Raw genomic sequence first — 26,537 nt, forward strand, 5'->3', positions numbered from 1 at the left:
AGTTCAACAAAGCCTCTAGTATAGGTCGCAGGTGGTCTTACGCCAGTAGCTTAGTTGAGGCTATGCAAGGCGGCGCCACTCCTAATGTACCCTTTCGGGATCATTAAGTACCATAAGCCGCTTTAATGTACCCTTTCGGGATCATTATATAAAAAGCTTTTGTTTGATTCAGTCTCGTGCGGCTGTTGTGAGACGAATACTGGCTGGGCAAGGTTTCGGCCCAAGGGTTCCTTCCTCATCGTGCTGCCGGCGCAGCTTAGAAAGCGTTGGTTGCACCATTTTTTGCCTTCCGGTTACATCCTGCAATCAGCTCAATGGGGAAATAATAGCAATAAGCCACTTTGCGCCTACGCTAAAGAATTCCCACTTGAGGTAGGTTTGCCATGTCGAAGATTGAGATAGCACCAGTAGCAGCAGATGATTTCGAGACATGGCTGAATGCGCGCCCCAAGTGGTTGCAGACTGCAGCTCGAAGGATCATCGACTCGAAGCGGCAGTTGAGCCCGGATGAAATTAGAGCGATAGCTAGGCTTTGCAAGCTCGAAGCCAAGGATGAAGCTGATCCAGGTTTTTTGACCGTAACCCCAGGCACGTTATCGCAGGTTGCCAATAGACCGTTGCTCCGGTTTGAAGAGATTTTGGATGTGCATGGGCTGAATGCCATCAAGGCTGGCGCCAACCTCCCGTTTGGCAAGAGCAATCTCTCGGTGATCTACGGGCAGAACGGAACTGGCAAGAGCGGATTTGCGCGGCTGTTGAAGGAGATCTGCGGATCACGCTCCAAGGACGAGATACGCAGCAACGTCTTCGATCCAACGCCCACCCCCTGCCGTGCTCATTTCAAGGTGTCTATAGACGGTACGCCAGCGGATGTTCACTGGGACGTCCCAAGCGGCCCTCACAAAGCTTTACGGCACGCACAGGTGTTCGATAGCAAGGCCGCGCAGCAGTACATGGGCAGGACTGAGGCATGCTATGAGCCCAGTCGGATGAAGTTTGTATCGGCACTGATCGTCACAGCGGACGCTGTTAGCGCAGAGCTTTCAAGAGAGAAGGCACTACTCAGCAAAGCGCTACCTGCCATCCCAGAAACGCTGAGTCACACCGCCGAAGCAAAATGGCTTCAGGGCCTGAAGAGCGCGACCACGACTGCGAGTATTGATAAAGAGTGTCTATACACGGATCTGCTTGATCGGGAGCGCATCGAGAAGGAGGCCCTACTCGCAGAGAAAAACATTGCAGGCCGGCTGCTAAGCATTAACAAAGAAAAAACTGCGCTGAAGAGTATTGAAACAACAATGTCGACCCTTCAACAGGGGTTGAACGATGCGATGGCAGGTACGCTACAGACCCTGAAAAACGCCGCTGTTAAGGCCAGGAGTTCGAGCGAAGAGGCAGCGGCAGCGATTTTCGGTAAAGCCGAGCTCGACGGTGTTGGCTCTGCGACCTGGCAGGATATGTGGGAATACGCACGTGCATACTCCAATGGCACGGCCTACACAGAATCTCAGTTTCCCAATATTGCAGCTGTCTCACGCTGTGTGCTTTGCCATCAAAGCCTTGATGAGGATGCTAAAGTCCGCCTGACGGGGTTTGAAAAGTTCGTCACTGATGGCCTCGAGACAGCCGCCAAGAAGGCTGAAAAGAGTTTTACTGATCAAAAAAACTTGTTGCCAACTCTTCCTGGGCTAGCCGACTGGATCGTTCACATGTCCACTCTGGGCTTCGAGGAAGCCGATGCGTTCAATTGGCTAGGCGTGCTCAAAGCGAGGCGCGATCAAATCGTGTTGGGAAGCCCTGCCGGCACCTTGCCAGCTTTCGACTGGAAGGGCATCAGCGAGGCGGTTACAACCAAGTCAGCAGACTTGATTGCCGAAGAAGGGAGCCTTTCATCCCTGCTGAAGGATGAGCATCGTCAAGCAATGTATGACCGAGTTCAGCACCTTCAAGCCAAGCAATGGCTCTCACAAAACAAGACCTCTATTAGCGCCGAAAGGGCGAGGCTGATAGCAGTCGCAGCGATAGACAAAGCCTCACGCTCAGCGGCCACCAACGCTCTGACCACCAAAAAAAATGACTTGGCCAAAACTGAACTGGATGCTGGTTACCAAGCTCGATTCATCGAAGAACTGAAGCTACTCGGTGGCCACCGCATTCCAATAGCTCCACTAAGCAAGTCGGGCGGCAAAGGCAAGATCACCTTTGGTTTAAATCTCGTGGGCGCGCACGGCTCCCATGGCTTGGAATATATCTTGAGTGAGGGTGAAACCAGAATTGCGGCACTCGCCGCGTTCCTTGCGGACACGACAGGATCAAACCAGTTGGCTCCGTTCATTTTCGATGATCCGATATCCTCACTCGACCAAGACTTTGAAGAGAAGGTTGTCGAACGTCTCGTGTCTTTGTCACAGACCAGGCAGGTCATCATATTCACCCACCGACTGTCTCTTGTAGCCCAAGTAGAAGCTGTTACCAAGAAATGGGAACAGACTCCAGGGATGCCTTCAATCAAGCCGACACTCACGTCACTGCAGAGGATGGCGAAGACTGCAGGTATCGTCGCCACTGCGAGCGCTCGAGACCTGAGACCAGAAAGTGCTGTCCGTGGGTTGATCGACAATACGATTACGCGGTTGAAAAAACACCAGGAGAAAGCCGAAGTCGAGGCTTATGAGTCGCTTGCCAAGAGCGCTTGCAGTGACTTCAGGATCATCGTCGAGAAGACGATTGAGTACATTTTGCTGGCAGACGTCGTAGGCCGCTTCAGACGTGCAATCAACACTCAAGGCAAGCTACACAAGGTCGCGAAGGTAACAAATGACGACTGCGTATTCATTGATGACTTGATGACACGCTACTCGGTGTATGAGCATGCTCAGTCCGAGGAGATGCCCAGCAGCGCTCTTGAGCTAGATGTCTTTGAAGCCGACGTAACAGCCCTGCAGAAATGGATTGCCGAGTTTGGATCGAGAGCTTGCTAGCACGGCTCATTGAGCGATGGTCAGAATCATGATGAAACTCCTGATTCTGGCCTGATTCTGGACAGCAGCAGACATCAAATCAAGCTCGGCATTACCAATGCAAAAGCTCGTTCGGGAGCTGTCACTCTTCCTCCTGATGACTCAGAAAATCAAAGGTGGTAAGTGTGTCGCAGTTTAGGCAGTGGTACATACTCGACGCGTCTTGAAAGTGCATGCCACAAAAGCTTCCGCAGAAAGGGCAGCACTCGCTCCATTCCAGATTGCCCCAGTTCCAGACGCCGAGATATTCGGGCACACCATCCCGATCATTGCCGATGACTTCGAAAGAATCACCGGTCGTACCGACAAACCCATCGATGCCGTAATGCTCGAGGATCGGCAAGATGTCTGCAGGATCCAAATCGAACCATTCGCCAGTACCACGTAGGTGAGAGAAGTTCTGATGGATCTCCTTCTCCAGCCGAACGTCATCATCTGTACGAATCCAACCCAGAAGTAAAAGCTTTCTTGGATTCCCGGTTTGAAGGCCTTTTCTGCGGCGCTCGATGTCCTTAGCTCGGCCTATCTTCACCTGCTCATTACTGTCTTCAATGAAGAAATAGATCATCGCTGCGCTCTCCGTAGATCGCCTTTCCTTGCCATTGCACTAAACAACAAAGAGATCGCTACACAAGTTGCCCGGCGCAAGGTGCCAGTCTCAGTTCGTCGCGGTGGTCGAACCAGGAGCGGGGCCTTCGCTGAACGTGTAGTTGATGACCACGTCATTTCGGATCAAGACGTCGAGGGTTTTCTGAGTGCCCGTAGTCGTCACCTTCATGGTGACCACGTAGCTTTGGGCATGGGCTGAGCCGTTGGTATAGGTGTAGATCCACTTTTCGTCAGTCTCGCTGACAGCACTCTTGGCGTAGGGCTCACCAAACAGGGACTTCAACTCAGTAGTCGTCGTTTTACCTTTGGTGATGCTCGCTACACTGGCCGACGGAAAGTCTCGCCCTGCGGTGTAGTGGGACGTAGCGCAACCGCCAAGTGCGACACAGATCCCCATTACTGCGATGAGCTTTTTCATATCCATCCTTGATCGTAGAAAGCTCCAAATCTAGCTGGCATCGAGGCTAAAAGCCATCACCAAGGTGATCAGCTACTTTCGTGCATTCGCAGATAATGCTTTGCACATGTAGCAAGCCGAGCCAGGGCAAAGCCCCCTGAACTGCTCCGTCTGAGAAATAAGAGGTGGCGCAGAGCCTCGTTGATTTACTGCATAGCCCTGCTGCTTAAAAAAGCCTGACGCAGTTGTTGTCAGCAAATGAAATCGAGCGATTCCCTGCTCGGCCCTTTCGCTTCAATGACCCGAAGCACCGCCACACCGACCCCCTTCGATCTGAATGTCGACACTACGACCAGAGAACGCAACAACCCGTCCGTACCATGCGTTTCGAATCCTCCCCATGCGACCGTCTCGCTATCCAGTGTGAATTCAAAAAAGGTTCGGCCTGGAAGATCAATATCGTCTGCTGGAAGGTCAGCAAATTTCAGCGCATCGCGAAATCGCTGCGACTGCCCTCCGGCTATTTCCGTTGCCTGGATCATCATATCCCCCCCAATCCTCTCATCTCCGTTATGCCGACACGCATGGAACGTTAAAGCACATGCCGAAACAGCAGACATCATATTCGCTTTACCGAATATTCGCCAAAGCGTATATTCGATTCTCCATATGCATCGAGTTCCACCATGAGCCCTGCTATCAAAGTGCTTTTCGTGTGCGTTGCCAACTCAGCCCGCTCCCTGCTTGCAGAGGCTTTGCTGCGGCACACCGACCCGCGCTTCGAGGCCTTCAGCGCAGGATCTGAACCGTTTGAGGTTGATCTGCGCACGACTCAAGCATTGGAGGCGGTTGGAGTCGATGCAACGGGCCTGCGCAGCAAGTCCATCAGCGAGTTTCAAGCTGATCGATTCGATTACGTAATCACTCTTTGTGATAAATCCGCAAGCGAATGCCTACCAATGCGCAGCGCAGGTGAAGTCATTGCCTGGGATTTTCCTGACCCAGTAACCAGCGATGATCCTGGCGCATTTCGCCATACGCTCCACGACATCCACGAGCGCATCAAGCTCTTCGTTTTGGTCAAGACCAAACACCTGGAGGATCTATGACAGAACCCTTGAACCCCACCACCTTATTCAAGTGCCTGGCGGATGACACCCGAGCAAAAATTTCGCTGCTTGTCGTGAGTGAAGGTGAGCTGTGTGTATGCGAGCTAACGGCAGCACTCGACCTGAGTCAGCCGAAGATTTCTCGTCATTTGGCGCTGCTGCGCTCTGCCGGTTTGTTGTTGGATCGTCGCCAAGGCCAATGGGTGTACTACCGGCTGAATCCTGATTTGCCCACATGGGTGACTGCAGTTTTGAAGGAAGTGGTAGACGCCAATCAGCAATGGCTGGAAACCGAGGCTAAGCGCCTCTGCGGCATGAACGACCGTCCGATCAATCAAGCCGTGTGTAGCTGATTCACGCCCAACCGGATTAATGAAATGCTGATTGCCATATTGATCTTTATCGCCACCATCGTTCTTGTCATCTGGCAGCCCAAGGGGCTGGGGGTGGGCTGGAGTGCGATGTTCGGTGCCATCGTAGCGTTGCTGGCAGGTGTCGTTACCCTTGCCGACATACCAGAGGTTTGGCGCATTGTCTGGAATGCCACTGGGACTTTCATCGCGGTCATCATCATTAGTCTGCTGCTTGATGAGGCAGGTTTTTTCAAGTGGGCTGCGCTGCATGTGGCCCGATGGGGAGGCGGGAGCACCCGCAAGCTCTTCGCATTTATCGTCCTGCTGGGCGCAGCGGTGTCGGCCCTGTTCGCCAATGATGGAGCAGCATTGATCCTCACACCCATTGTGATCGCGATGTTGTTGGCGTTGCGTTTTTCTCCTGCGGCTACTTTGGCATTCGTCATGGCAGCCGGTTTTATCGCCGATACGGCGAGCTTACCGCTGGTGGTTTCCAACCTGGTCAACATCGTTTCTGCCGACTACTTCGATATCGGCTTCAACGAATATGCTTCGATCATGGTGCCGGTAAACATCGTCAGCGTGGCGGCGACGTTAGCCATGCTGCTGTGGTTTTTCCGCAAAGATTTACCAAAGACCTATGACCTCAACCAACTGGACAATCCGGACGAGGCAATCCACGACCGGGCCACTTTTGTAGCCGGTTGGTGGGTGCTGGCACTACTGCTGATCGGCTTCTTTGTCATTGAGCCATTGGGGGTGCCAATCAGCGCCATTGCAGCGGTCTGTGCATTCATTCTTTACGTCATCGCGGCTCGTGGTCACGCCATCAACACAAGCAAGGTGCTCAAAGAGGCGCCATGGCAGGTGGTGATTTTTTCTTTGGGTATGTACCTGGTTGTTTATGGCCTGAAGAACGCCGGCCTGACCGACCACATCGCGCAGATCCTGAACGTGTTCGCCGGTTATGGCGTTTGGGGGGCGTCCCTTGGTACAGGGCTGCTGACAGCGTTGCTGTCTTCGATCATGAACAACATGCCCACCGTTCTGGTAGGCGCCTTATCCATTCATGCCGCCGAAGTCGATGGTGTTGTCCAGCAAGCGATGGTTTACGCCAACATCATCGGCTGCGACCTGGGCCCGAAGATCACCCCAATTGGGAGCTTGGCAACTCTGTTGTGGCTGCACGTGCTCGCCCGGAAAAATATAACGATCAGTTGGGGTTACTACTTCAAGACCGGGATCGTGCTGACCGTGCCCATCCTCGTCGCCACATTGTCCGCTCTGGCACTGCGCCTCAGTTTTTGAATCAAGGAATCGTCTGATGAAAGTCTTGTTCATGTGCACCCACAACAGCTGCCGCAGCATTCTGTCCGAGGCGCTTTTCAACCACTTGGCGCCCGAGGGTGTAGAAGCCGTCAGCTCAGGAAGCTTTCCCATTGGCCGGGTGAATCAACGGGCATTGCAAACGCTGGAGGCGGCGGGTATCCCCACGGCGGGCTTGAGCAGCAAGGCTTCGGATGCTTTTGAAGGCTCACCGCCAGACATCGTGATCACTGTCTGTGACCGGGCAGCGGGTGAGGCATGCCCAATCTTCTTTGGGCCAGCTTTGAAGGCGCATTGGGGTCTGGCCGACCCGTCTGACGCTAGCGGTTCGGAAGCCGAGATCACCGCAGCTTTTGAAACCACACTCGCCAAAATTCACGAGCGCGTGAGCGCATTTCTTGCGCTGCCACTGAAGACCATCAGCGCTGAACAGTTGAAGGCTGAACTGAACCGCATCGGTTCGCTTTAAAGATCTACCGAGGCGGCACCCAACCAGGCGCCGCCGTAGGAGTTTATATGCAAGACACATTGCCGAACGTACACGCCGACCTGATCGACATTCCTTCGCTGGAGCAACTGTCGCCTCGTACTCCTTCGCTCCATAAACCTCGCATTCTTCTGCTGTACGGATCAACGCGAGAACGCTCATTCAGCCGGTTAGTCACGCAAGAGGCGGCACGCCTGCTGAATGAGTTTGGTGCTGAAACCAAGATCTTTGACCCATCGGGTCTGCCGCTTCCGGATGACGCTCCCGATACACATCCCAAGGTCGCTGAGCTGCGCGAGCTGATGCAATGGTCTGAGGGACAGGTGTGGTGCTCCCCTGAGCGTCACGGCTCCATGAGTGCAGTATTCAAAGCCCAAATTGACTGGGTTCCGCTGGCGATTGGCGCTGTACGACCTACGCAAGGCAAAACCCTTGCTGTGATGCAGGTCTGCGGCGGCTCGCAATCTTTCAACGTGGTCAATCAGCTGCGCGTACTGGGTCGATGGATGCGGATGTTCACCATCCCAAACCAATCTTCGGTGGCCAAGGCATTTACCGAGTTCGACGAGACAGGTCGTATGAAGCCGTCCTCGTACTACGACCGTCTCGTGGACGTGATGGAAGAGCTGATGAAGTTCACCCTACTGTTGCGGGATCGCCAGGATTATTTGGTTGATCGGTACTCCGAGCGTAAAGAGTCCGCCGAAGAGCTTTCCAAACGCGTCAACCAGCGCTCCATCTAACGTCAGTACGAGGAAGCGATATGAGCCAGATCACGATCTACCACAACCCCGAATGCGGCACCTCTCGCAACACCTTGGAGTTGATCCGTAACAGCGGGGAAGAACCGACGGTTATCGAGTACCTGAAGAACCCGCCTGATCGCACCACACTTGTCAGACTCATTGAGGATATGGGTATCGGGGTGCGGGCTCTTTTGCGTATCAAAGGCACTCCGTACGAAGAGCTAGGATTGGGCGATGCATCACTGACGAACGAACAGCTCATCGATGCCATGATGGCTCACCCTATCCTGATCAATCGCCCCATCGTCGTGACGCCTTTGGGGACGCGTTTGTGTCGTCCGTCAGAAGCTGTGCTCGATTTGTTACCGCAAGAGCAGCGTGGGAGTTTCGTCAAAGAGGACGGCCAAGTGGTCATTGATGAGCACGGTCGCAGAGTCTGATACGACGACGGTGAGGTGCCGCGATTGAGCCTGGAGGATGCTGGTGAGTCAGAATTCGAAACTTGATGTTGTGGTCATTGGCGGTGGTCAATCCGCGCTGACAGTCGCCTATTTTTTGAAGCGGTCAGGCTTGTCTTACGTGCTGCTCGATGCGGAGTCGGCACCAGGAGGAGCCTGGCGGCATGGCTGGGATTCGTTGCGACTCTTCTCTCCATCGGCATGGAGCTCGATTGCAGGCTGGCCGATGCCTGCCGTATCAGAAGAAACACCTCACCGTGATGATGTGATCGACTATCTGACTCTGTACGAGCGTCGATATGACTTCCCCATCATCCGATCCACCAGGGTGACCCGTGTCGAGAAAATCGAAGAAGGATTACGGGTTGTCTCCGGGGATAGAAACTGGGATGCCAAAGCGGTTATCAGTGCAACAGGCACCTGGAGCCGCCCATTTACTCCGAGCTATCCCGGACAGGAGTTGTTCGTAGGGCAGCAGCTTCATTCCGCTCATTACGTTGGGCCGGATGAGTTTGAGGGGAAAACCGTCCTTGTCGTGGGTGGTGGCAACTCGGGAGCCCAGATTTACGCCGAGGTTTCTAAAGTGGCTCAGGCAACCTGGGTGACTCAAGAGGCTCCAAAGTTTCTACCTGATGAGGTTGATGGGCGCGCCCTGTTCGAACGAGCTACTGCTCGATTGAAGGCGCAACAGGAAGGTGTGGAGCCTGAACAACCCGCTGGGGGGCTGGGCGACATCGTAATGGTGCCATCGGTGAAGGACGCTCGTGAACGCGGTGTATTGAGCGCAGTACGGCCATTCACGCACTTCACTTCAACAGGCGTTGTTTGGTCATCAGGAGACGAAACAGCGGTGGATGTCGTCATCTGGTGCACTGGGTTTTCTCCAGCGCTCGACCACCTAAACAGCCTGGGCATTGTAGGCCAGGATGGCAAAGTGGCTGTGGACGAAAACCGGAGTGTTGCTTCACCCAATCTGTGGCTGGTGGGTTACGGCGATTGGACGGGGCTCGCTTCCGCGACATTGATCGGAGTAACCCGCACCGCTCGAGATGTAGTCAAGCAAGTGCAAAGCTATCTCGCTGAGTTTGACTGATGTCTACCGCAGCCCCGACGACAAGGCAGCATGCGACCTTGATTGGCTCAATGGGTTGTAACCAAATTCTTGCGTGGGGCTCCACGTTTTATCTGCCGGCAGTTCTAGCTGAACCCGTTTCGCACTCACTAAATACATCCGTTCCCGCTGTAGTGGGCGCCTTATCGTGGTCTCTGCTTGTCGCTGGAATATGCGCGCCTGTAGTCGGCAGGACTATTGATAAGCATGGCGGAAAATGGGTGCTCGCCAGCAGTTCGCTTTTGCTGGCCCTTGGTTTAATCACCATGTCTTTCGCATCAGGGCTGTTCGTCTACTACATCGCATGGACAGTTTTGGGTTTGGGCATGGCCGCAGGCCTGTATGACGCTGGATTCGCGACACTGGGCCGACTGATGGGGGCAAGGGCGAGAGGCTCGATGACCGGACTGACACTCATAGCGGGCTTCGCAAGCACGGTCGCTTGGCCTTTCCTGGCGTCGATGGATGCGAGCCATGGATGGCAAACCACCTGCAGGGTGCTCGCCTTAATCCATCTCGCTGTAGGTTTGCCCCTTCACCTGCTAACGGTTCCATTGCCTACGCCGCGAGCAACTGAGTCCGCCAAGATCGCCAAAGCATCGTACGCGCCTGCTGATCCACGCTTAGCGTGGATCGCCTTGCTGTTCACATTACATGCGTTCGTAATGTCAGCTTTGGCGGTCAATCTAATAGCCCTCCTGCGTAGCCATGAAATTTCCGCCGCCATGGCAGTAACGCTCGGAGCGCTGATGGGGCCGTCTCAAGTTGTTGCTCGACTTTTGGAATATGCGTTTGGCCGCAGCGCTCATCCGGTATGGATAGCAAGGCTAGGGATTCTGGCTTGCATCGTCGGACTGTTGGCCTTGGGGCCGGGGATGGTGATGCTGTCCCTTATCGCAGTGATTACCTTCGGCGGTGGAAATGGGATCATGACCATCGCCAGAGGAACAGTCCCGCTTACACTGTTGGGCAGCACCAACCTAGGCATGCACCTTGGCCTGATCGCTCGCCCAGTGTTGGTTGCACAAGCGGTAGCGCCCATGGCATGCGCATACATCCTGGTGCAGCTTGGCCCAAACTGGCTAATTTGGATCATGGCCGGGATATTGGGCATCGGCGCTTTGGTCGCATTCACCAAACTACCAGCCTTCACCCCATCACTGGCTTGATTTCAACCTGGGGGAAGAGAATAGGTTCCAGTGGAGGGGTTGCCTGGCACAGCCCGAGCCGCCAATAGCCGACGTCGTGCCATTTCCCAAGCTTGAAGCCTACCTCTGGATACGTCCCTATATGGGTGAATCCTAGCGACTCGTGCAGGCCCACGCTGCCTTCATTGGGCCGTGCGATTCCAGCGTAAGCGGCGCGAAACCGCTGTTTCTCAAGTATTGGAAGTAGAGTCTCGTAAAGTTCGCGGCCAACACCCTGGCGGCGAGCTGATTCAGCTACGTACACCGTCACGTCAACAGCCCATCGGTAGGCTGCACGTGCACGATGCTGGCTTGCGTATGCATATCCCTTGATCTCACCACCTTCTTCAGCCACAAGGTAGGGATATGTCTGAAGTGTCGTCGCTATTCGCTGAGCAATCTCCTCAACGCTTGGCGGGGTCTCTTCGAACGAGATCGCCGTGTTCGAAACTATGGGGGCATAAATGCGCTGGATGGCTTCTGCATCTGCTGTCACCGCCGTGCGGATCTTTAAAGCCATATCGGTCGTCCATGATGGAAAGTGTTAACAGTACATTTTTCGGAGCTAATATTCGATTCTTCCGCGCTTTCTTGTAGTGGGGTTGGAGCATGCAATGATTTGGATGCCCCAAAAAACGCCGTGTCGGTTTTTTTCAACCTGGAGGCCACCCAATCATTCAATGGTTGGCCACTAGGTTAATGATTTCTTGGCCAAAGGAAGGCTCAAGCAGCCATTGATTCGCATGCTTGTGCGCAAGCTAAACACGCTTTGGAGCAGTTCTGGCAATGTTCTGCTTCATGAGCGCCGCACTCCTGACCGCATGCTCTACAAATCTTTGCGCAAAGCATACAAATCTCATTCGCGAAAGGGCTTCCCCGTGCCATTAGGGTCGCTGCGAGCCTACAGATATCTGCGCAATCCCTATCGAGCTTTATGCAGTTCGCCATCATCTTAACGTCCTGCTCTTCCAGACAGGCTGATGCGCAGGTTTCACAGGCCAATGCGCAGCGTAGGCATTCCGAAATGCAATCTTCATAGCTACTGTTCATAACTAATTCTCCGAGGTCGACGGTCGATTCAGTTGATGTACTTTTCTTGAAGGTACACTCCGTCCGACCCAGGCTGGTTGGCCGGGTTTCGTGAAAATAATTACAGTTTCGTAAGGTAGGCACGCCTCCGCATCTCAGCTCGCCTCATTGAGCAGTCGCTTTTAGGCATAGGTCTGAAAAGTTCAGCTTTCCATGCAGGCGTAGGCAATGCGTGGAGCAGGTGGACGGCTGGAGTAGACGGTCAGCGATCTAAGCCATCTTTGGCGCTCCCGTTATGTTGATCAGTCCCGGCCAACGCCGCTGTCAAAGTTGTAATCGCAGGCTAAGCCTGCTGACAGGTGCGAGCCCCCATCATCCTCACTGAGCCGATGCTCAATCTCTCTGGACTACCTGAGAGCTGACTCTGTTGAGGAGATGCGCCATGAAAGCAACCAATGTTCTGATTCTTACGTTCAGTTTGGCTATATCGTCGCTGGCGTTTGCTGAGGGCGGTGGCGACCGCGCCGCTGAGCGCATGGAGCGAGCCCGCGAGACGGCGATGTCCACGCTTACCCCGAGTTCGGGAACACAGCCAGAGGGGGACGTTGCGCAGGAAAAACCTGTGGCTGAAAAGCCAAACCATCACTGCTGAGTCGCCCAGCTTACGGAAATGTAATTACCTCGTTTGCTGGCCTGTGGCATCTTTCGATGTATGAAATCGCGCAGGCGATCAAGTGATTGACCATTGGAATGTGCGCAGTAGTGCGCGCCTCCCTCCGACTGACGGGACACGAATCGGTATGCACTCCAACACCTCTCGGCGCACCTTCGTAAAAGGACTCACCGCAGGCGGAATTCTTGCAGGCTTAGGGCTCTGGCGTACCCCTGTATGGGCTGCACCTGGCCCTGGGGAAGCGAATGTCCTGTCAGGAACGGAGTTCGACCTGTTTATTGGAGAAACGCCGGTAAACATCACTGGCAATCGCCGTACAGCGCTGACGATCAATGGAGGGCTTCCGGGGCCCCTCCTGCGCTGGCGTGAGGGTGACACGGTAACTTTGCGCGTCAAAAACCGCCTGAAGGACATGACTTCCATTCACTGGCACGGGATCATTCTCCCCGCCAATATGGATGGTGTACCTGGCCTTAGCTTCCACGGGATTGAGCCGGACGGTACATACGTCTATCAATTCAAGGTAACCCAGAATGGAACGTACTGGTATCACAGTCATTCCGGCTTTCAGGAACAGGTCGGTGTGTATGGCCCGTTAGTAATTGAAGCGAAAGACCCCGAACCGTTTGTGTATGACCGCGACTACGTCGTGATGCTCACCGATTGGACGGATGAAGATCCGGCCTCGTTGATGAAAACGCTAAAGAAGCAGGCTGACTACTACAACACCCACAAGCGAACGGTTAGCGACTTTATAAATGACGTGGCTGACAAAGGTTGGTCAGCCACCGTTGCTGATCGCAAGATGTGGGCTGAAATGAAGATGAACCCCACTGACATCGCAGACGTCAGTGGCGCAACTTACACCTATTTGATGAACGGCCAAGCTCCTGATTCGAACTGGACAGGCACCTTCAAACCTGGCGAAAAACTCAGGTTGAGATTCATCAATGGTTCGGCAATGAGCTACTTCGACGTCCGTATTCCTGGGCTGAAGATGACTGTTGTGGCCGCCGATGGCCAGTATGTAAAACCCGTGAGCGTGGATGAGTTCCGAATAGCCACAGCTGAGACGTTCGATGTAATAGTCGAGCCCACCCAAGAAGCCTACACGTTGTTCGCACAGTCGATGGATCGGTCGGGATATGCCCGAGGTACTTTGGCTGTTCGATCAGGCTTAGTCGCACCTGTACCCGAGCTCGATCCTCGTCCTCTCGTCACCATGGCCGACATGGGTATGGCGGGTATGGATCATGGCTCGATGGGGGGTATGGGCAATATGGCTGGGATGGATCACAGCAAAATGGCCAGCGTGGGTGATAGTTCGATGGATGGCATGTCGGGAATGGACGGCGGCTCCATGACATCGATGAACCATGGCGCTAAGCAGGATATGTCCGGCATGGAAGGCATGGCCGGAATGGATCACAGCAAAATGTCTATGGAAGGCATGGATAGAATGGGGGACATGCAGTCGCACCCCAAGACGGAATCCAACAACCCTCTGGTCGACATGCAAGCAATGTCCACCTCGCCGAAGCTTGACGACCCTGGTATGGGCCTTCGTGATAATGGTCGCAAGGTGCTGACATATTCAGATCTCAGGAGCACGTTTGAGGATCCTGATGGCCGTGAGCCAAGCCGCACTATCGAACTGCACCTGACCGGGCATATGGAGAAGTTCTCTTGGTCGTTCAACGGCGTGAAATTTTCTGACGCCGAACCGGTGAAACTGAAGTATGGCGAGCGGGTTCGGTTCGTGCTCGTTAACGACACTATGATGACGCACCCCATTCATTTGCATGGGATGTGGAGCGATCTTGAAGACGAAAATGGTCAGTTCCTTGTTCGAAAACACACCATCGACATGCCGCCAGGATCGAAGCGCAGCTACAGAGTCACCGCCGATGCGCTAGGTCGCTGGGCCTACCACTGCCATCTTCTGTATCACATGGAAATGGGCATGTTCCGAGAAGTGCGAGTAGAGGAATAAGGGGACGACTATGAGCAACTATTTTTGTGGCACTCGCATTCACTCGGTTGTAGCTACGCTCGCTCTCAGCCTTGGCTTTGTCCTGCCGGCAGCCGCTGACACCACTCAGTCTGCAGACGACGGGCAAATGCAGGGCATGGATCACAGCCAGATGAAGGGCATGGATCACTCCCGAATGCAGGGCATGGATCACAGCCAGATGAAGAGCATGGATCATTCCCAAATGCAGGGCATGGATCACTCCCAAATGCAGGACATGGATCATAGCCAGATGCAGGGGATGCAGCCCGCCAAGCAGCAGGGTCGAACTGAGAGCCGAACTCCAATACCCCCAATTACAAATGCTGCGAGAGCCGCAGTTTATAAAGCTCCTGGCGGCCATGAGGTTCATGACACCGCTCTTAACTCGTATTTCATTTTCGAAAAATTGGAATGGCAGGACGCTGATGAAGGGAGCGTGCTGAACTGGGAAGCTCAAGGTTGGATAGGCGGTGATGTGGATCGCCTATGGTTGCGTTCTGAAGGTGAGCGCACCAATGGGAAGACAGAGGAAGCCGAGATTCAAGCTCTGTGGGGGCACGCTATCAGCCCTTGGTGGGATCTCGTCGGTGGGGTTCGCCAAGACTTCAAACCAGGTGATCCACAAACGTGGGCGGCTTTCGGCATCCAGGGCTTGGCGCTCTACAACTTCGAAGCCCAGGCTACTGCTTATCTGGGCGAAGGTGGCCAGACTGCGGCGCGGCTGGAAGGAGACTACGACATCCTTTTGACCAATAAGCTCATTTTGCAACCGACTGCAGAATTCAATTTTTACGGGAAAAACGATCCCCAGCGTGGCATTGGCTCCGGGTTATCAGAAAGTGAGATTGGTCTGCGGCTCCGGTACGAGATCCGTCCACAATTCGCTCCTTACGTGGGCGTAACCTGGAATCGTAGTTATGGAAAAACGGCTGACTACGCCAGCGAGGAAGGCGAAGACAATAACGAAGCACGCCTGGTGCTAGGCGTTCGGGTCTGGTTCTAAACCAGAGTTAATGGCACCAAAAAAATAATTACTCAACCTCATTACAACAGCTATGCGCTGTGAGGAGCCTTGCATGTCGTTCTTGAAATCCTGCGTAGTGGCTGTCGCTCTTTCATCCGGTATTTTGCTGAGCTCGGTCGCTCAAGCTCACCCGAAGCTGTTGTCTTCGACTCCGTCAGAAGGCGAATCCGGTGCGGCCCCTTCCAAAATCGAACTGCATTTTTCCGAAAACCTGGTTACCCAGTTCTCTGGTGCCAAGCTGATCATGACTGATATGCCAGGCATGCCGAATTCACCTATGGGCGTAAAAGCCAGCGTAGCAGGCGGAAATGATCCGAAGACCATGGTAATCACGCCTTCATCGCCCCTGACAACGGGCACCTACAAAGTAGAATGGCGGGCAGTATCGTCCGACACTCATCCAATTACCGGTGCCGTAACTTTCAAAGTGAAATAAGCATGAGCGACCCTTTGAATGTGGCGCTGCGCCTCGCGCTTTATCTGGATTTGATGCTCCTGTTCGGGCTCGCAGTGTTCGGGCTGTACAGCTTTCGCGGGAAAGAGCGCGTCTCGGGAACGGTGTTGCATTTTGGGTCGCTGCTGAGTGGGGCTGCCGTTATAGGCATTCTTCTTTCTGTGGCCACGTTCTTGGTCATGACAAAAAACATGAGCGGTGCATCCAACTGGGCGGAGCTGTTACCCCACCTTGAAATGATGCTCTCTGAAACCGAGATCGGTTACAGCTGGATAGCACGTATGGTCTCGCTTGCGGTGGTGATAATCGCTGCAAGCCAAAGCACTCGGTTGCCATCGGCTAGTCTTTGGATAGCTACCGTAGCGGGCAGTATTGCCTTAGCTACGCTCCCATGGACTGGTCACGGGGCGATGGATGAGGGGGCTAGACGGTTCTGGCATTTCGCAGCGGATATTCTCCATTTACTGGCTGCTGGCGGTTGGATTGGAGCCTTGGCAGCCTTTGCTCTGATGCTGAGCATGAGGGGAGGCAATCCTGAGCAACTCGTACGGGTTTTGACTCGGGCGCTCAAGGGATTCGAAACAGCGGGCGGGTTCATTGTGGGTACGATCATACTCACCGGAGTCGCTAATTATCTTTTCATTGTCGGGCCGATCATTACAGAGGTAGTGACCAGTACCTATGGCATTCTCCTCCTAGCAAAAATCATATTGTTCGCTGGCATGCTCGGGCTCGCGACCCTCAATCGTTTCTACCTGAGCCCCTCACTGGAACGCTCTGTAAGCGGGGGTGATTATTCTGCCGCAGTCGCGGCTTTGAAAAAGAGCGTGCTGCTCGAATCGACCTGTGCAGTTGTCATTGTTTGCTTGGTGGCTTGGCTAGGAACGCTCAGCCCTTCAATCGAGATGGCCCAAGGGTAGTGCCTAGGCAGGTCTGAGCAACACTGGTCGCTCAGATCTGCGTGACGATCATTTCGGGTAGTCAGCGACCACCTCTTGCGCGCCTTCCCTGGTGAGGCCCAGGACTTGGTAAGGTTGATGTTTCTGGCCATAGTCCATACCAGGCGAACCTGCTGGCATGCCTGGCACTGCAATCCCTACAAGGTCGGGACGATCATTCAACTTCTTAATGTCGTCCGCTGGAACATGGCCTTCTACGAATTTCCCACCAATAATGCCCGTGTGGCAGGAAGCGAGACCCTGCGGCACACCCAGCCCTTTCTTGATCGCGTTCATATCGCTTTCCACATGGTCAGTCACCTTGAATCCATTCGATTCCAAGTGCTTGACCCACTCCTTACAGCATCCGCAATTCGCGTCACGGTGGACATCGATACTGAGCTGCTCCGCAGCTTGTGCAACGCCCATGAACATCAGCCCCGTGGCGAGTAATAACTTGCGCTTCATCATGTTGATGCCCTCTTTAACATTCGTTGCGCGGTTGCTATATATGCCTTGGCCATTAACCATGGCCTCGCATCCGCACCGTTCCAAGGTAGGTTAAGCGCAAAAACTGATCATTGCCGATTACATTTTCGTAAGCTGCCGTCTAGCTGCTTACGCCCTTCCATGCCATGGTGCCTAGGCGCTTTCTGCCACCTGTCAGAGCGATTACATTTGCGTCAGCTTGCGCATCGTTGTCGGTTTCGTAGCACACTTGAGGTACGCCCAGCTGGAGTTCCACCATGAAAATCCTGGTAGCAGAAGACGAACCCAAAACCGGAATGTATCTCCAGCAAGGACTCTTGGAAGCGGGCTTTAACGTCGACCGGGTGCTGACAGGCACGGAGGCTTTGCATCAGGCGCTGAACGAGAGTTACGACCTTCTGATTCTGGACGTGATGATGCCTGGGATTGACGGCTGGGACGTCATTCAAAGTGTTCGCGCAGCGGGAAGCTTGGTTCCCGTTTTGTTCCTTACAGCCAGGGACGGAGTCGATGACCGAGTTAGAGGCTTAGAGCTTGGTGCAGATGATTATTTAGTAAAGCCGTTCGCGTTTTCTGAGCTACTCGCTCGCGTCAGAAGCCTGCTGCGTCGGGGTGCCGGTGCTCCCAATCTGACGTCTATCAAAATCGGCGATCTTGAAGTCGACTTGCTCAAACGTCGGGCCTCGCGCTCAGGTCAACGCATTGACCTGACAGCCAAGGAGTTTGCTTTGCTGGAACTGCTGATGCGCCGCAGGGGGGAGGTTCTCTCAAAGTCGCTCATCGCATCCCAGGTCTGGGATATGAATTTCGACAGCGATACCAACGTGATTGAGGTCGCCATTCGCAGGCTTAGGGCCAAGATTGATGATGATTTCGATACAAAGCTGATTCAGACCTCGCGAGGCATGGGCTACATGCTTGATGCCCCGGACGCAGAATGAAGCGCCCGTCTCTAACGCTTCGTCTAAGCCTGATGTTTGTGTGCGCTGTAGTCGCAGTGCTCGTGGTAGCAGGCTTTACCTTCGACGGTTTCAGCCGGCATCACTTCAAGGCACTCGACCGGCAAGCTATGACAGAAAAGCTCGAATCAATTCGTCAAATCATGGACGGTGAAGCTGGCTCAGCTGACCGTTCGGATGTATTGCTTCAGTTACAAGCGTTGTTGGGGGCGCACCAGGAACTCTCAGCCTCGATTGTCATGCAGGGGGGAAAAACGATCTTTGCAACCTCTAACGCAGCTCAGCATCCTTCTATTCCTCCTGATGCCCCTGATGATGATATGTGGGAGTGGACAGACGGAGGCCATCTGTACCGAGGGATGAAAGCCCAAGTTCATTTGGTGAATGAATCAGAGCCACTGACGGCCTGGCTGAGTATGGATATCACAAGCCACATGCATTTCGTGGAGACTTTACGTTGGTGGTTGGTAATAGGTTTGGCGATCAGTGCGTTGGTCAGCGCCGGCTTGGGTTGGTTGGTTGCGCGTAGCGGGTTGAAACCCGTCGCACGGGTGACGCAGGTTGCCGCTTCGATGTCAGCTGGATCGCTGAAAGAGCGAATTCCGATGGATTTTGTGCCCCGTGAGCTTGAGCTACTCGTCACTTCGTTCAATGCCATGCTTGCTCGGCTAGAAGAATCGTTTTCTCGATTATCTAATTTCTCAGCCGATATCGCCCATGAGCTACGTACGCCAATTAGTAATCTGCGAACACATACTGAAGTGATTCTCACAAAAAAGCGTGCGCCAGAAATATATGAGGAGAATCTTTACTCCAATCTGGAAGATCTCAACCGACTTTCAAGCATCATCGATGGCATGCTCTTTTTAGCAAAGTCTGATAACGGCCTGGTTCTACCCGCGAAAGAAAAAGTCGAAATTCGGTCAGTGGTGGAGAAACTCTTGGAGTATTACCAACTGCTGGCAGATGACACCGGTTTGAAGCTACAGGTCATTGGATACGGTGAGGTGCGTGGTGACAGGACTATGCTGGACAGGATGGTTTCCAATTTGCTATCGAATGCGATCCGGTACACGCCCTCTGGCGGCACCATTTCTGTAAAAATCGAGTCATACGGCAGCATGATCAGTTTATCAGTGCAAAATCCTGGCGAAGAAATCGCCGCTGAACATCTACCTCGGCTGTTTGACCGGTTTTATAGGGTTGACCCTGCGCGAAGGGAGAGCTCTACAAACAATGCAGGGCTGGGTTTGGCAATTGTAAAGTCGTTAGTAGATGCTCATGGCGGCACCGTTGGGTGTGTTTCCGCTGCAGGGCGAACGACTTTTACGATAAGCCTGCCTGCTTGGCCTGTTGCGCATGGGTGAAAGGCTGGGGGCGCTCCGAAATCAGAGCTACCAGGTCGAAGCTTCACTTTTAGCTGTCCAATTGTAAGTCCCATTTGCACCGACTACACTCCGCCTCTATGAAACGCTATTTGCGGCTTTGCATGCTTCTTCTGATCAGCTTGACGCTTCCTTTGTCCGGAATGGCGGGCGTTCAGGCACCCACAGAACCTTGCCCCATGAAGACCATGGGCATGGCGATGATGGACGACATGAAGATGGACTGCTGCAACGACATGAAAAGCTCTCCTGAGCACGGAAAGCCTTGTAAGCCGGGCCAAGAATGCAAAACAGGCGGTATGTTGGAAGTTTCGGTCTTTAAGCCCCCTGTCACACTGTTTGATCCTGTAGTCCTTTCCTTTTCTAGCGATTCATTGCCTGTACATACCCCGTCCGGAGTATGGCGACCCCCTCGCGTTTAATTCCTGTCCGACATTGAGCCTCATTCTGCATTAGCGGGATGGACTAGCTGCGCGCATGTCTTTTGACGCGTGCAGTGGATGATTACAGGAATCGTAAACATGAACTCCAAGTGCAATTGCACAGGCTGGTCTCTCGTGGCCGGCCTAGCGGCAAGCGTGCTGGCGTTGCCGAGTTTCGCTGCCGCGTTGACGCTCGATGAAGCGTTGCGGCTGGCAGAAAACAATGCGCCGTCGCTGACCGCACAAGACGCGAAAATTCAGGCTGCCAACAGTGCAGCCATCCCTGCTGGTGAATTACCTGATCCCAAGCTCTTGGTGGGCGTGCAGAACTACCCCATCGGCGGCCCGGATCGTTGGAGTATCGACCAGGACTTCATGACCATGCAGATGGTCGGGGTCAGACAGGAGATGCCCAATAGCGACAAGCGCAAAGCGCGTATCGAAGTCGCCGATGCAGCTATTGATCGTGCCTCTGCGGAGCGTCGAGTCGAACGTCTGAAGGTGCGCCAGTCCACGGCGTTGGCCTGGATCAGCAGCTACTCGGTTGAGCGCAAAGATGTGCTGTTCCAGGACTTCTACAAAGAAAACCGCCTGCTGAGCGATACCGTCCGGGCCCAAATTGCCGGTGGCCGCGCTCAACCTGCCGATGCGGTGACACCCAAGCAAGAAGCAGCTCAACTGGCGGAGCAACAGGACGATCTGACTCTCCAGAGAGCACAGGCGCGAGCAGCCCTCAAACGCTGGATTGGCTCCGCCGCCAACGACAAGCCTGTGGGCAGCTTGCCTCAATGGCCTGTCGATCCATCAAGCTACGCCCATAAACTGCAACACCATCCCGAGTTGGCAGCGTTTGCGCCGATGACCCGTGAAGCGCAAGCCAAGGTTCGTGAAGCCGTGTCGGAGAAGCAGTCGGACTGGAGCTGGGAACTGGATTACCAGCGCCGTGGCCGTGAGTTTGGCGACATGGTCAGTGTGCAATTTTCCTGGGATCTGCCACTGTTTCCTGACTCCCGGCAAAACCCCAAAATCGCGGCCAAACAGGCTGAGCTCAGCCAGCTTGAGGCCGAGCGAGAGGCTCTGTCTCGCGAGCACACCCAGCAACTGGAAAACGAACTAGCTGACTATGAGCGCCTGAATCGTGCCGTGCGCCGAAACCAGGAAAGCCTATTGCCGCTGGCCAAGGAAAAGGTCGAACTCAGCATGGCGAGTTATCGCGCCGGCAAAGGCGATTTGAACGCCGTTGTTGCCGCCCGGCGTGAACTCATTGAAGTCCGCCTCAAACAGATCGACGTGGAGGAGCAGCGAGCGCTGACCAGTGCGCGTCTGTATTTTGCTTATGGGGAATCCAGCCAATGAACCTCAAAAAATGGAATGGGGCATTGTTGGTAGGCGTCTCCCTGGCATTCGGTATTGCCGGTGGTTACTGGTTCGCAGATCAACGCGTGAGCGGAGTACCTGGTGCCAGCCCGGAGCAGAGTCCCAACTCCTCAGAGGAACGCAAGGCTCTGTATTGGTACGATCCCATGTACCCGCAGCAAAAGTTCGATAAGCCGGGTAAATCCCCTTTCATGGACATGCAGCTGGTTCCTCTGTACGCCGGTGGCGCAGGAGATCGTGCGACCGTCAGTATCGATCCGAGTCTGACCCAGAATCTCGGTCTGCGTTTTGCAACAGTCACCCGTGGAATCTTTGACTCCAGCCTTGATGTGACGGGTGTCTTGGCGTTCAACGAACGAGATGTTGCGGTGATACAGGCACGCACCCCTGGCTTTGTGGAACGGGTCTATGCCCATGCTCCCGGTGATGTGCTCAAGGCCAACGCGGCCCTGGCAGATATCCTGGTGCCGGAGTGGGCGGCTGCCCAGACAGAGTTCCTTGCCATTAAGCACAACGGTGATGCTGACCTATTGGCTGCGGCCCGACAGCGACTGCGGCTCACAGGGATGCCAGCTGCGCTGATCACCCAGGTAGAGCGCAGTGGCAAAGTCCAGCCGAACCTGACCCTCACCAGTCCTATCAGCGGCGTGCTGCAAGAGCTGAATGTACGTGCGGGTATGACCGTGTCGGCTGGCGATACTCTGGCCCGCGTCAATGGCTTGAGCAGTGTCTGGTTAGCCGTGGCCGTTCCAGAATCGGATTCCGGAGCTATCACCGTGGGGCAGGCAGTCGAAGCGCGTCTGCCAGCCTTCCCAGGAACAACACTTAGCGGCAACGTCAGCGCGATTTTGCCCGAGACCAATCCGGACAGCCGCACACTTCGGGTACGTGTCGAGTTACCCAATCCGGACGGGCGCCTCAGGCCGGGTTTGACGGCGCAAGTACGCCTGAATCGTTCGACCGAGCAAAGTGTATTGTGGGTGCCGAGTGAGGCGGTGATTCGCACTGGCCGACGAGCGCTGGTGATGCTCGCCGAAGACGCTGGCCGCTACCGTCCCGTGGAGGTGCTCCTTGGGCAGGAAAGCGATGGCAAAACGGCGATAGTGAAAGGTCTGGAAGCAGGCCAGAAGGTGGTTACATCTGGCCAGTTCCTGCTCGACTCGGAGGCCAGTCTTAAAGGCATTGTTGCTCGCACGGAGGAGGAGTCGCCACCCAGTGAAACAGCCTCCAGTTTTCATGAGGCTGATGGCCAGATCGTTGAGATCGACGATAAAGAAGTCACGCTCGCCCACGGCCCTTTCAAGACGCTCGGTATGCCTGGCATGACGATGACTTTCCCTCTCGCTAGTCCGGCGCTGATGCAGGGCCTCAAGGCTGGTGACAAGGTTCGGGTCGCGGTGAGCCAGACCGATGATGGCTTGCGTGTTGAACGCCTGAATAAATCGGGGGGCCAGCCATGATTGCTGCCCTGATTCGTTGGTCAGTAGCCAACCGATTCCTAGTGCTACTCGCGACACTGTTTGTCACCGCTTGGGGTATTTGGTCGGTGCAAAGCACGCCCATTGACGCGTTGCCAGACCTCTCCGATGTACAGGTGATTATCCGCACCCCTTATTCAGGACAAGCGCCGCAGATCGTCGAGAACCAGGTCACCTATCCGTTGGCCACCACCATGCTCTCGGTGCCGGGGGCCAAGACCGTGCGTGGTTATTCCTTCTTTGGCGATAGTTTTGTCTACGTGCTGTTCGAAGACGGCACTGACTTGTATTGGGCTCGCTCGCGGGTGTTGGAGTACCTGAGTCAGATACAAAGCCGCTTGCCGGCCAGCGCCAAACCGGCGTTGGGGCCGGATGCGACGGGGGTGGGTTGGATCTATCAGTACGCACTGGTGGATCGCAGTGGCGGGCACGATTTGGCACAACTTCGCGCTCTTCAGGACTGGTTCCTCAAGTTTGAACTCAAGACCCTACCGAACGTTGCGGAAGTGGCCACCGTGGGAGGCATGGTTAAGCAATACCAGGTGCAGCTTGATCCGCTCAAACTGGCCAGCCTCGGCATCACTCAGTCTGAGGTGACCGATGCAATCGGCAAGGCCAATCAGGAAACCGGTGGTGCGGTGCTGGAGATGGCAGAGACCGAGTTCATCGTGCGTGCTTCCGGCTACTTAAAGACACTCAATGACTTTCGGGCGATCCCACTGAAGCTTGGCTCGGGCGGTGTGCCGGTGACCCTTGGCGATGTCGCCACGATCCAGCTGGGGCCGGAAATGCGGCGTGGCATCACCGAACTCGACGGTGAGGGCGAGACCGTCGGCGGCGTGGTGATTTTGCGCAGCGGCATGAATGCTCGCGAGACCATTGCTGCGGTCAAGACCAAACTCGACGAGCTGAAAAAAAGTTTGCCGTCTGGGGTGGAAATCGTCACCACCTACGACCGCAGTAAGCTGATCGACCGCGCTGTGGAAAATCTCAGCCACAAGCTCATCGAAGAGTTCATCGTTGTCGCGTTGGTTTGTGGGATCTTCCTCTGGCACTTACGCTCGTCGCTGGTGGCGATCATCTCCCTGCCGGTGGGAGTTTTGATTGCCTTCATCGTCATGCGCTACCAAGGCATCAACGCCAACATCATGTCCTTGGGTGGGATTGCCATCGCCATCGGCGCCATGGTGGATGCTGCCGTGGTAATGATCGAGAACGCCCACAAGAAGGTTGAGGCGTGGCATGTAGCAAACCCAGGGGAAGAACTGAAGGGGGAGCTTCATTGGCATGTGATGACCGAAGCGGCGGCAGAGGTAGGCCCGGCGCTATTCTTCTGTTTGTTGATCATCACCCTGTCGTTCATTCCAGTGTTCACCCTAGAAGCTCAGGAAGGACGGCTGTTCGGCCCACTTGCTTTCACCAAGACCTACGCCATGGCCGCTGCGGCGGGATTGTCAGTGACCTTGGTGCCCGTGCTGATGGGCTACTGGATTCGAGGGCGAGTCCCCAGTGAGCAACAGAACCCGTTGAACCGGTGGTTGATTCGGATCTATCAGCCAGCCTTGGACGCAGTCTTGCGTCGACCAAAGATCACCCTGCTGGTGGCGCTATTGGTTTTTGTCAGTGCGCTATGGCCAATGTCTCGCTTGGGTGGTGAGTTTCTCCCCCCGTTGGACGAGGGCGACCTGCTCTATATGCCTTCGGCTCTGCCGGGATTGTCGGCGCAAAAAGCGGCGCAACTGCTGCAACAGACCGACCGCCTGATCAAGACCGTGCCCGAAGTCGAACACGTCTTCGGTAAAGCGGGGCGCGCCGAAACCGCCACCGACCCGGCACCGCTGGAGATGTTCGAAACTACTATCCAGTTCAAGCCACACGAGCAATGGCGCCCAGGCATAACCCAGGAGAAACTGGTGGAAGAACTGGATCGAGTGGTACGAGTTCCAGGGCTGACCAATATCTGGATACCGCCGATTCGCAACCGTATCGACATGCTGGCCACCGGGATCAAAAGCCCCATCGGAGTAAAGGTTGCCGGTACAAACCTGACCGAGATCGATGCCGCAACTCAGGCGGTCGAGCGGGTGGCCAAGGATGTGCCCGGTGTCAGCTCGGCTCTGGCCGAGCGACTGACCGGTGGCCGCTATATCGATGTAGATATCGACCGCAAGGCCGCCGCCCGTTACGGACTGAATATCGCTGATGTGCAGTCCATTGTGGCTGGTGCTATCGGCGGTGAAAACGTCGGGGAGACCATTGAAGGGCTTGCACGCTTCCCGATAAACGTCCGTTACCCACGGGAGTGGCGGGATTCGCTCGGCGCTCTAGAGCAGTTGCCAATCTACACCCCGCTAGGCAGTCAGATCACCCTTGGCACAGTGGCGAAGATCAAGGTCAGCGACGGGCCGCCGATGCTCAAGAGCGAGAACGCACGGCCTTCAGGTTGGGTGTATATCGATGTGCGCGGACGAGACATTGCCTCGGTGGTCGCCGATCTACGCCGGATCGTCAATGAGCAGGTCAAGTTGCAGCCCGGTATGAGCCTGAGCTACTCAGGACAGTTCGAGTTTCTCGAAAGGGCCAACGCACGCCTCAAACTGGTAGTGCCTGCCACCCTGTTGATCATCTTCGTGCTGCTCTACCTCACTTTCGCCCGCTTCGATGAGGCCTTACTGATCATGGCCACATTGCCATTCGCACTGACTGGTGGAGCATGGTTTCTCTATCTATTGGGATTTAACCTGTCGGTCGCCACCGGAGTCGGCTTTATCGCCTTAGCCGGGGTTTCCGCCGAATTCGGCGTGATTATGTTGCTCTACCTGAAAAACGCCTGGGCCGAGCGTGAAGACCTCGGCGACAGCACTGAGCGCGGGCTGGTGGCGGCGATTCGTGAAGGCGCTGTGCAGCGCGTTCGACCCAAGGCCATGACCGTGGCCGTGATCATTGCCGGTCTGTTACCCATCCTGCTGGGCAGCGGCACCGGAAGCGAAGTCATGAGCCGCATCGCCGCGCCCATGGTCGGCGGCATGGTCACGGCACCCTTGCTGTCCCTGTTTGTCATTCCGGCAGCGTATCGCCTGATGCGTCGCCGTCGCCTCCAAGTTGAACCCAACCTCACCCAAGGAAAAGTCGTTTGAAATTGACCCTGATTGCAGTTGCTAGCACCGTAGTTACGCTGTCGTTTTCTGCCTTGGCGGCGGACATGCCGGGCATGAAAATGGACGGTATGGAGGGCATGGAAATGAAGCACGAAACAAAGCAGGCTCCAGTAGCCACTGCCGACGGAACGGTGAGGGCTATCGACCCTACGAAGCATACCGTGACCATTGCTCACGGCGCTGTTCCATCGGTGCAATGGCCACCGATGACTATGGCGTTTTCCGCGACAGAGGATCAGTTGAAAGGGCTGGCAGCCGGAGACCGTGTCTCGTTTGCCTTTCGTCTAGAGGGTGGCAAAGCCACAATCGTGTCTATAAGAAAATGAGCCTGCGA

27 protein-coding genes are annotated in these 26,537 nt (G+C 54.9%); 21 read left to right on the forward strand and 6 right to left on the reverse strand.

All coding sequences use genetic code 11. The features are described 5' to 3' along the window. The first annotated feature begins 383 nt into the window (after positions 1-383). Positions 384-2,981 carry an AAA family ATPase gene (locus GIV26_RS16790; RefSeq protein ID WP_236281582.1) on the forward strand — a complete coding sequence of 866 codons (2,598 nt, stop codon included), beginning with the start codon at positions 384-386 and terminating at the stop codon, positions 2,979-2,981. A 121-nt stretch (positions 2,982-3,102) separates the two neighbouring features. On the opposite strand, the gene GIV26_RS16795 is transcribed toward GIV26_RS16790, so the two are convergent. From GIV26_RS16795 to GIV26_RS16805, 3 genes are all read right to left on the reverse strand, one after another. Continuing rightward, positions 3,103-3,588 (reverse strand): GIY-YIG nuclease family protein, encoded by a 486-nt coding sequence (locus tag GIV26_RS16795; protein WP_060765759.1) that lies wholly within the window; start codon positions 3,586-3,588, stop codon positions 3,103-3,105. 90 nt (positions 3,589-3,678) lie between these two features. After that, on the reverse strand, positions 3,679-4,047 hold the full coding sequence (locus GIV26_RS16800; RefSeq protein ID WP_017337075.1) for a hypothetical protein: 369 nt from the start codon (positions 4,045-4,047) through the stop codon (positions 3,679-3,681). A gap of 230 nt (positions 4,048-4,277) precedes the next feature. Next, positions 4,278-4,571, reverse strand: a complete 294-nt coding sequence (locus tag GIV26_RS16805; protein WP_236281583.1) for a GNAT family N-acetyltransferase — start codon at positions 4,569-4,571, stop codon at positions 4,278-4,280. A gap of 141 nt (positions 4,572-4,712) precedes the next feature. Here GIV26_RS16805 and GIV26_RS16810 point away from each other — a divergent pair, with 141 nt between their 5' ends. Genes GIV26_RS16810 through GIV26_RS16845 form a run of 8 tightly spaced genes read left to right on the forward strand, consistent with a single transcriptional unit; the run spans position 4,713 to position 10,785 of the window. Beyond that, on the forward strand, positions 4,713-5,135 hold the full coding sequence (locus tag GIV26_RS16810) for an arsenate reductase ArsC (protein ID WP_150617902.1): 423 nt from the start codon (positions 4,713-4,715) through the stop codon (positions 5,133-5,135). Continuing rightward, positions 5,132-5,488, forward strand: coding sequence for a metalloregulator ArsR/SmtB family transcription factor (locus GIV26_RS16815; RefSeq protein ID WP_053177965.1), 357 nt, complete (start codon positions 5,132-5,134; stop codon positions 5,486-5,488). The genes GIV26_RS16810 and GIV26_RS16815 overlap by 4 nt, the downstream gene beginning before the upstream one ends. Positions 5,489-5,512: 24 nt before the next feature. Further along, positions 5,513-6,796, forward strand: a complete 1,284-nt coding sequence (locus GIV26_RS16820; protein ID WP_236281585.1) for an arsenic transporter — start codon at positions 5,513-5,515, stop codon at positions 6,794-6,796. Between the two features lie 16 nt (positions 6,797-6,812). Beyond that, on the forward strand, positions 6,813-7,283 hold the full coding sequence (locus GIV26_RS16825) for an arsenate reductase ArsC (RefSeq protein WP_198711992.1): 471 nt from the start codon (positions 6,813-6,815) through the stop codon (positions 7,281-7,283). A gap of 47 nt (positions 7,284-7,330) precedes the next feature. Further along, positions 7,331-8,044 (forward strand): arsenical resistance protein ArsH, encoded by a 714-nt coding sequence (arsH, locus tag GIV26_RS16830; protein ID WP_055135316.1) that lies wholly within the window; start codon positions 7,331-7,333, stop codon positions 8,042-8,044. 20 nt (positions 8,045-8,064) lie between these two features. Further along, positions 8,065-8,487, forward strand: coding sequence for an arsenate reductase (glutaredoxin) (arsC, locus tag GIV26_RS16835; protein ID WP_007247287.1), 423 nt, complete (start codon positions 8,065-8,067; stop codon positions 8,485-8,487). Positions 8,488-8,524: 37 nt separating this feature from the next. Continuing rightward, on the forward strand, positions 8,525-9,598 hold the full coding sequence (locus GIV26_RS16840; protein ID WP_007247288.1) for an ArsO family NAD(P)H-dependent flavin-containing monooxygenase: 1,074 nt from the start codon (positions 8,525-8,527) through the stop codon (positions 9,596-9,598). Beyond that, positions 9,598-10,785 (forward strand): MFS transporter, encoded by a 1,188-nt coding sequence (locus tag GIV26_RS16845; protein ID WP_007247289.1) that lies wholly within the window; start codon positions 9,598-9,600, stop codon positions 10,783-10,785. The genes GIV26_RS16840 and GIV26_RS16845 overlap by 1 nt, the downstream gene beginning before the upstream one ends. Here the strand turns inward: GIV26_RS16845 and GIV26_RS16850 are convergent. Next, positions 10,766-11,323 carry an arsinothricin resistance N-acetyltransferase ArsN1 family B gene (locus GIV26_RS16850; protein ID WP_150617899.1) on the reverse strand — a complete coding sequence of 186 codons (558 nt, stop codon included), beginning with the start codon at positions 11,321-11,323 and terminating at the stop codon, positions 10,766-10,768. The genes GIV26_RS16845 and GIV26_RS16850 overlap by 20 nt on opposite strands. A gap of 203 nt (positions 11,324-11,526) precedes the next feature. Continuing rightward, positions 11,527-11,853, reverse strand: a complete 327-nt coding sequence (locus GIV26_RS16855; protein ID WP_007247291.1) for a four-helix bundle copper-binding protein — start codon at positions 11,851-11,853, stop codon at positions 11,527-11,529. A 421-nt stretch (positions 11,854-12,274) separates the two neighbouring features. Here GIV26_RS16855 and GIV26_RS16860 point away from each other — a divergent pair, with 421 nt between their 5' ends. The 5 genes from GIV26_RS16860 (at position 12,275) to copD (ending at position 16,917) form a co-directional block, all read left to right on the forward strand. Further along, positions 12,275-12,484, forward strand: coding sequence for a co-regulatory protein PtrA N-terminal domain-containing protein (locus tag GIV26_RS16860; protein WP_010205335.1), 210 nt, complete (start codon positions 12,275-12,277; stop codon positions 12,482-12,484). 148 nt (positions 12,485-12,632) lie between these two features. After that, positions 12,633-14,498 (forward strand): copper resistance system multicopper oxidase, encoded by a 1,866-nt coding sequence (locus GIV26_RS16865; protein ID WP_007247293.1) that lies wholly within the window; start codon positions 12,633-12,635, stop codon positions 14,496-14,498. Between the two features lie 151 nt (positions 14,499-14,649). Next, on the forward strand, positions 14,650-15,522 hold the full coding sequence (locus GIV26_RS16870) for a copper resistance protein B (protein WP_224796365.1): 873 nt from the start codon (positions 14,650-14,652) through the stop codon (positions 15,520-15,522). Between the two features lie 73 nt (positions 15,523-15,595). Continuing rightward, on the forward strand, positions 15,596-15,979 hold the full coding sequence (gene copC, locus GIV26_RS16875) for a copper homeostasis periplasmic binding protein CopC (protein ID WP_007247295.1): 384 nt from the start codon (positions 15,596-15,598) through the stop codon (positions 15,977-15,979). Positions 15,980-15,981: 2 nt separating this feature from the next. Continuing rightward, a complete protein-coding gene (copD, locus tag GIV26_RS16880) occupies positions 15,982-16,917 on the forward strand; it encodes a copper homeostasis membrane protein CopD (protein WP_010205338.1) in 936 nt (311 codons plus the stop codon). Positions 16,918-16,965: 48 nt separating this feature from the next. Here copD and GIV26_RS16885 read toward each other — a convergent pair whose 3' ends face one another. After that, complete coding sequence (locus GIV26_RS16885; RefSeq protein ID WP_191627721.1) at positions 16,966-17,403, reverse strand: DUF411 domain-containing protein; 438 nt, start codon at positions 17,401-17,403, stop codon at positions 16,966-16,968. A 278-nt stretch (positions 17,404-17,681) separates the two neighbouring features. Here GIV26_RS16885 and GIV26_RS16890 point away from each other — a divergent pair, with 278 nt between their 5' ends. From GIV26_RS16890 to GIV26_RS16920, 7 genes are all read left to right on the forward strand, one after another. Next, the gene (locus GIV26_RS16890) at positions 17,682-18,365 is read left to right on the forward strand and encodes a heavy metal response regulator transcription factor (RefSeq protein ID WP_007247298.1); all 684 of its coding nucleotides are present in this window, start codon (positions 17,682-17,684) and stop codon (positions 18,363-18,365) included. Then, positions 18,362-19,750: a heavy metal sensor histidine kinase gene (locus GIV26_RS16895; protein ID WP_150617896.1), complete on the forward strand. Its 1,389-nt coding sequence runs from the start codon at positions 18,362-18,364 to the stop codon at positions 19,748-19,750. The genes GIV26_RS16890 and GIV26_RS16895 overlap by 4 nt, the downstream gene beginning before the upstream one ends. Positions 19,751-19,848: 98 nt before the next feature. Next, positions 19,849-20,190 (forward strand): hypothetical protein, encoded by a 342-nt coding sequence (locus GIV26_RS16900; RefSeq protein ID WP_150617895.1) that lies wholly within the window; start codon positions 19,849-19,851, stop codon positions 20,188-20,190. A gap of 99 nt (positions 20,191-20,289) precedes the next feature. Next, on the forward strand, positions 20,290-21,546 hold the full coding sequence (locus GIV26_RS16905) for a TolC family protein (protein WP_236281587.1): 1,257 nt from the start codon (positions 20,290-20,292) through the stop codon (positions 21,544-21,546). Then, a complete protein-coding gene (locus GIV26_RS16910) occupies positions 21,543-23,027 on the forward strand; it encodes an efflux RND transporter periplasmic adaptor subunit (RefSeq protein ID WP_150617893.1) in 1,485 nt (494 codons plus the stop codon). The genes GIV26_RS16905 and GIV26_RS16910 overlap by 4 nt, the downstream gene beginning before the upstream one ends. Next, the gene (locus tag GIV26_RS16915) at positions 23,024-26,182 is read left to right on the forward strand and encodes an efflux RND transporter permease subunit (RefSeq protein WP_150617892.1); all 3,159 of its coding nucleotides are present in this window, start codon (positions 23,024-23,026) and stop codon (positions 26,180-26,182) included. Before GIV26_RS16910 ends, GIV26_RS16915 begins: the two co-directional genes overlap by 4 nt. Next, positions 26,179-26,529 carry a copper-binding protein gene (locus GIV26_RS16920; protein ID WP_236281589.1) on the forward strand — a complete coding sequence of 117 codons (351 nt, stop codon included), beginning with the start codon at positions 26,179-26,181 and terminating at the stop codon, positions 26,527-26,529. The genes GIV26_RS16915 and GIV26_RS16920 overlap by 4 nt, the downstream gene beginning before the upstream one ends. The last annotated feature ends 8 nt before the right edge of the window (positions 26,530-26,537 follow it).

This window comes from Pseudomonas sp. PA-1-3F (genome assembly GCF_021609665.1).
In the GTDB taxonomy this organism is placed as follows: Bacteria; Pseudomonadota; Gammaproteobacteria; order Pseudomonadales; family Pseudomonadaceae; genus Aquipseudomonas; species Aquipseudomonas paracarnis.

What these genes read in the sequence shown, in the direction of transcription:
- GIV26_RS16790 (WP_236281582.1), top strand. Translation starts at nt 384, where the DNA reads ATGTCGAAGATTGAGATAGCACCAGTAGCAGCAGATGATTTCGAGACA.
- GIV26_RS16795 (WP_060765759.1), bottom strand. Translation starts at nt 3,588, where the DNA reads ATGATCTATTTCTTCATTGAAGACAGTAATGAGCAGGTGAAGATAGGC.
- GIV26_RS16800 (WP_017337075.1), bottom strand. Translation starts at nt 4,047, where the DNA reads ATGAAAAAGCTCATCGCAGTAATGGGGATCTGTGTCGCACTTGGCGGT.
- GIV26_RS16805 (WP_236281583.1), bottom strand. Translation starts at nt 4,571, where the DNA reads ATGATGATCCAGGCAACGGAAATAGCCGGAGGGCAGTCGCAGCGATTT.
- GIV26_RS16810 (WP_150617902.1), top strand. Translation starts at nt 4,713, where the DNA reads ATGAGCCCTGCTATCAAAGTGCTTTTCGTGTGCGTTGCCAACTCAGCC.
- GIV26_RS16815 (WP_053177965.1), top strand. Translation starts at nt 5,132, where the DNA reads ATGACAGAACCCTTGAACCCCACCACCTTATTCAAGTGCCTGGCGGAT.
- GIV26_RS16820 (WP_236281585.1), top strand. Translation starts at nt 5,513, where the DNA reads ATGCTGATTGCCATATTGATCTTTATCGCCACCATCGTTCTTGTCATC.
- GIV26_RS16825 (WP_198711992.1), top strand. Translation starts at nt 6,813, where the DNA reads ATGAAAGTCTTGTTCATGTGCACCCACAACAGCTGCCGCAGCATTCTG.
- arsH (WP_055135316.1), top strand. Translation starts at nt 7,331, where the DNA reads ATGCAAGACACATTGCCGAACGTACACGCCGACCTGATCGACATTCCT.
- arsC (WP_007247287.1), top strand. Translation starts at nt 8,065, where the DNA reads ATGAGCCAGATCACGATCTACCACAACCCCGAATGCGGCACCTCTCGC.
- GIV26_RS16840 (WP_007247288.1), top strand. Translation starts at nt 8,525, where the DNA reads ATGCTGGTGAGTCAGAATTCGAAACTTGATGTTGTGGTCATTGGCGGT.
- GIV26_RS16845 (WP_007247289.1), top strand. Translation starts at nt 9,598, where the DNA reads ATGTCTACCGCAGCCCCGACGACAAGGCAGCATGCGACCTTGATTGGC.
- GIV26_RS16850 (WP_150617899.1), bottom strand. Translation starts at nt 11,323, where the DNA reads ATGGCTTTAAAGATCCGCACGGCGGTGACAGCAGATGCAGAAGCCATC.
- GIV26_RS16855 (WP_007247291.1), bottom strand. Translation starts at nt 11,853, where the DNA reads ATGAACAGTAGCTATGAAGATTGCATTTCGGAATGCCTACGCTGCGCA.
- GIV26_RS16860 (WP_010205335.1), top strand. Translation starts at nt 12,275, where the DNA reads ATGAAAGCAACCAATGTTCTGATTCTTACGTTCAGTTTGGCTATATCG.
- GIV26_RS16865 (WP_007247293.1), top strand. Translation starts at nt 12,633, where the DNA reads ATGCACTCCAACACCTCTCGGCGCACCTTCGTAAAAGGACTCACCGCA.
- GIV26_RS16870 (WP_224796365.1), top strand. Translation starts at nt 14,650, where the DNA reads ATGAAGGGCATGGATCACTCCCGAATGCAGGGCATGGATCACAGCCAG.
- copC (WP_007247295.1), top strand. Translation starts at nt 15,596, where the DNA reads ATGTCGTTCTTGAAATCCTGCGTAGTGGCTGTCGCTCTTTCATCCGGT.
- copD (WP_010205338.1), top strand. Translation starts at nt 15,982, where the DNA reads ATGAGCGACCCTTTGAATGTGGCGCTGCGCCTCGCGCTTTATCTGGAT.
- GIV26_RS16885 (WP_191627721.1), bottom strand. Translation starts at nt 17,403, where the DNA reads ATGAAGCGCAAGTTATTACTCGCCACGGGGCTGATGTTCATGGGCGTT.
- GIV26_RS16890 (WP_007247298.1), top strand. Translation starts at nt 17,682, where the DNA reads ATGAAAATCCTGGTAGCAGAAGACGAACCCAAAACCGGAATGTATCTC.
- GIV26_RS16895 (WP_150617896.1), top strand. Translation starts at nt 18,362, where the DNA reads ATGAAGCGCCCGTCTCTAACGCTTCGTCTAAGCCTGATGTTTGTGTGC.
- GIV26_RS16900 (WP_150617895.1), top strand. Translation starts at nt 19,849, where the DNA reads ATGAAACGCTATTTGCGGCTTTGCATGCTTCTTCTGATCAGCTTGACG.
- GIV26_RS16905 (WP_236281587.1), top strand. Translation starts at nt 20,290, where the DNA reads ATGAACTCCAAGTGCAATTGCACAGGCTGGTCTCTCGTGGCCGGCCTA.
- GIV26_RS16910 (WP_150617893.1), top strand. Translation starts at nt 21,543, where the DNA reads ATGAACCTCAAAAAATGGAATGGGGCATTGTTGGTAGGCGTCTCCCTG.
- GIV26_RS16915 (WP_150617892.1), top strand. Translation starts at nt 23,024, where the DNA reads ATGATTGCTGCCCTGATTCGTTGGTCAGTAGCCAACCGATTCCTAGTG.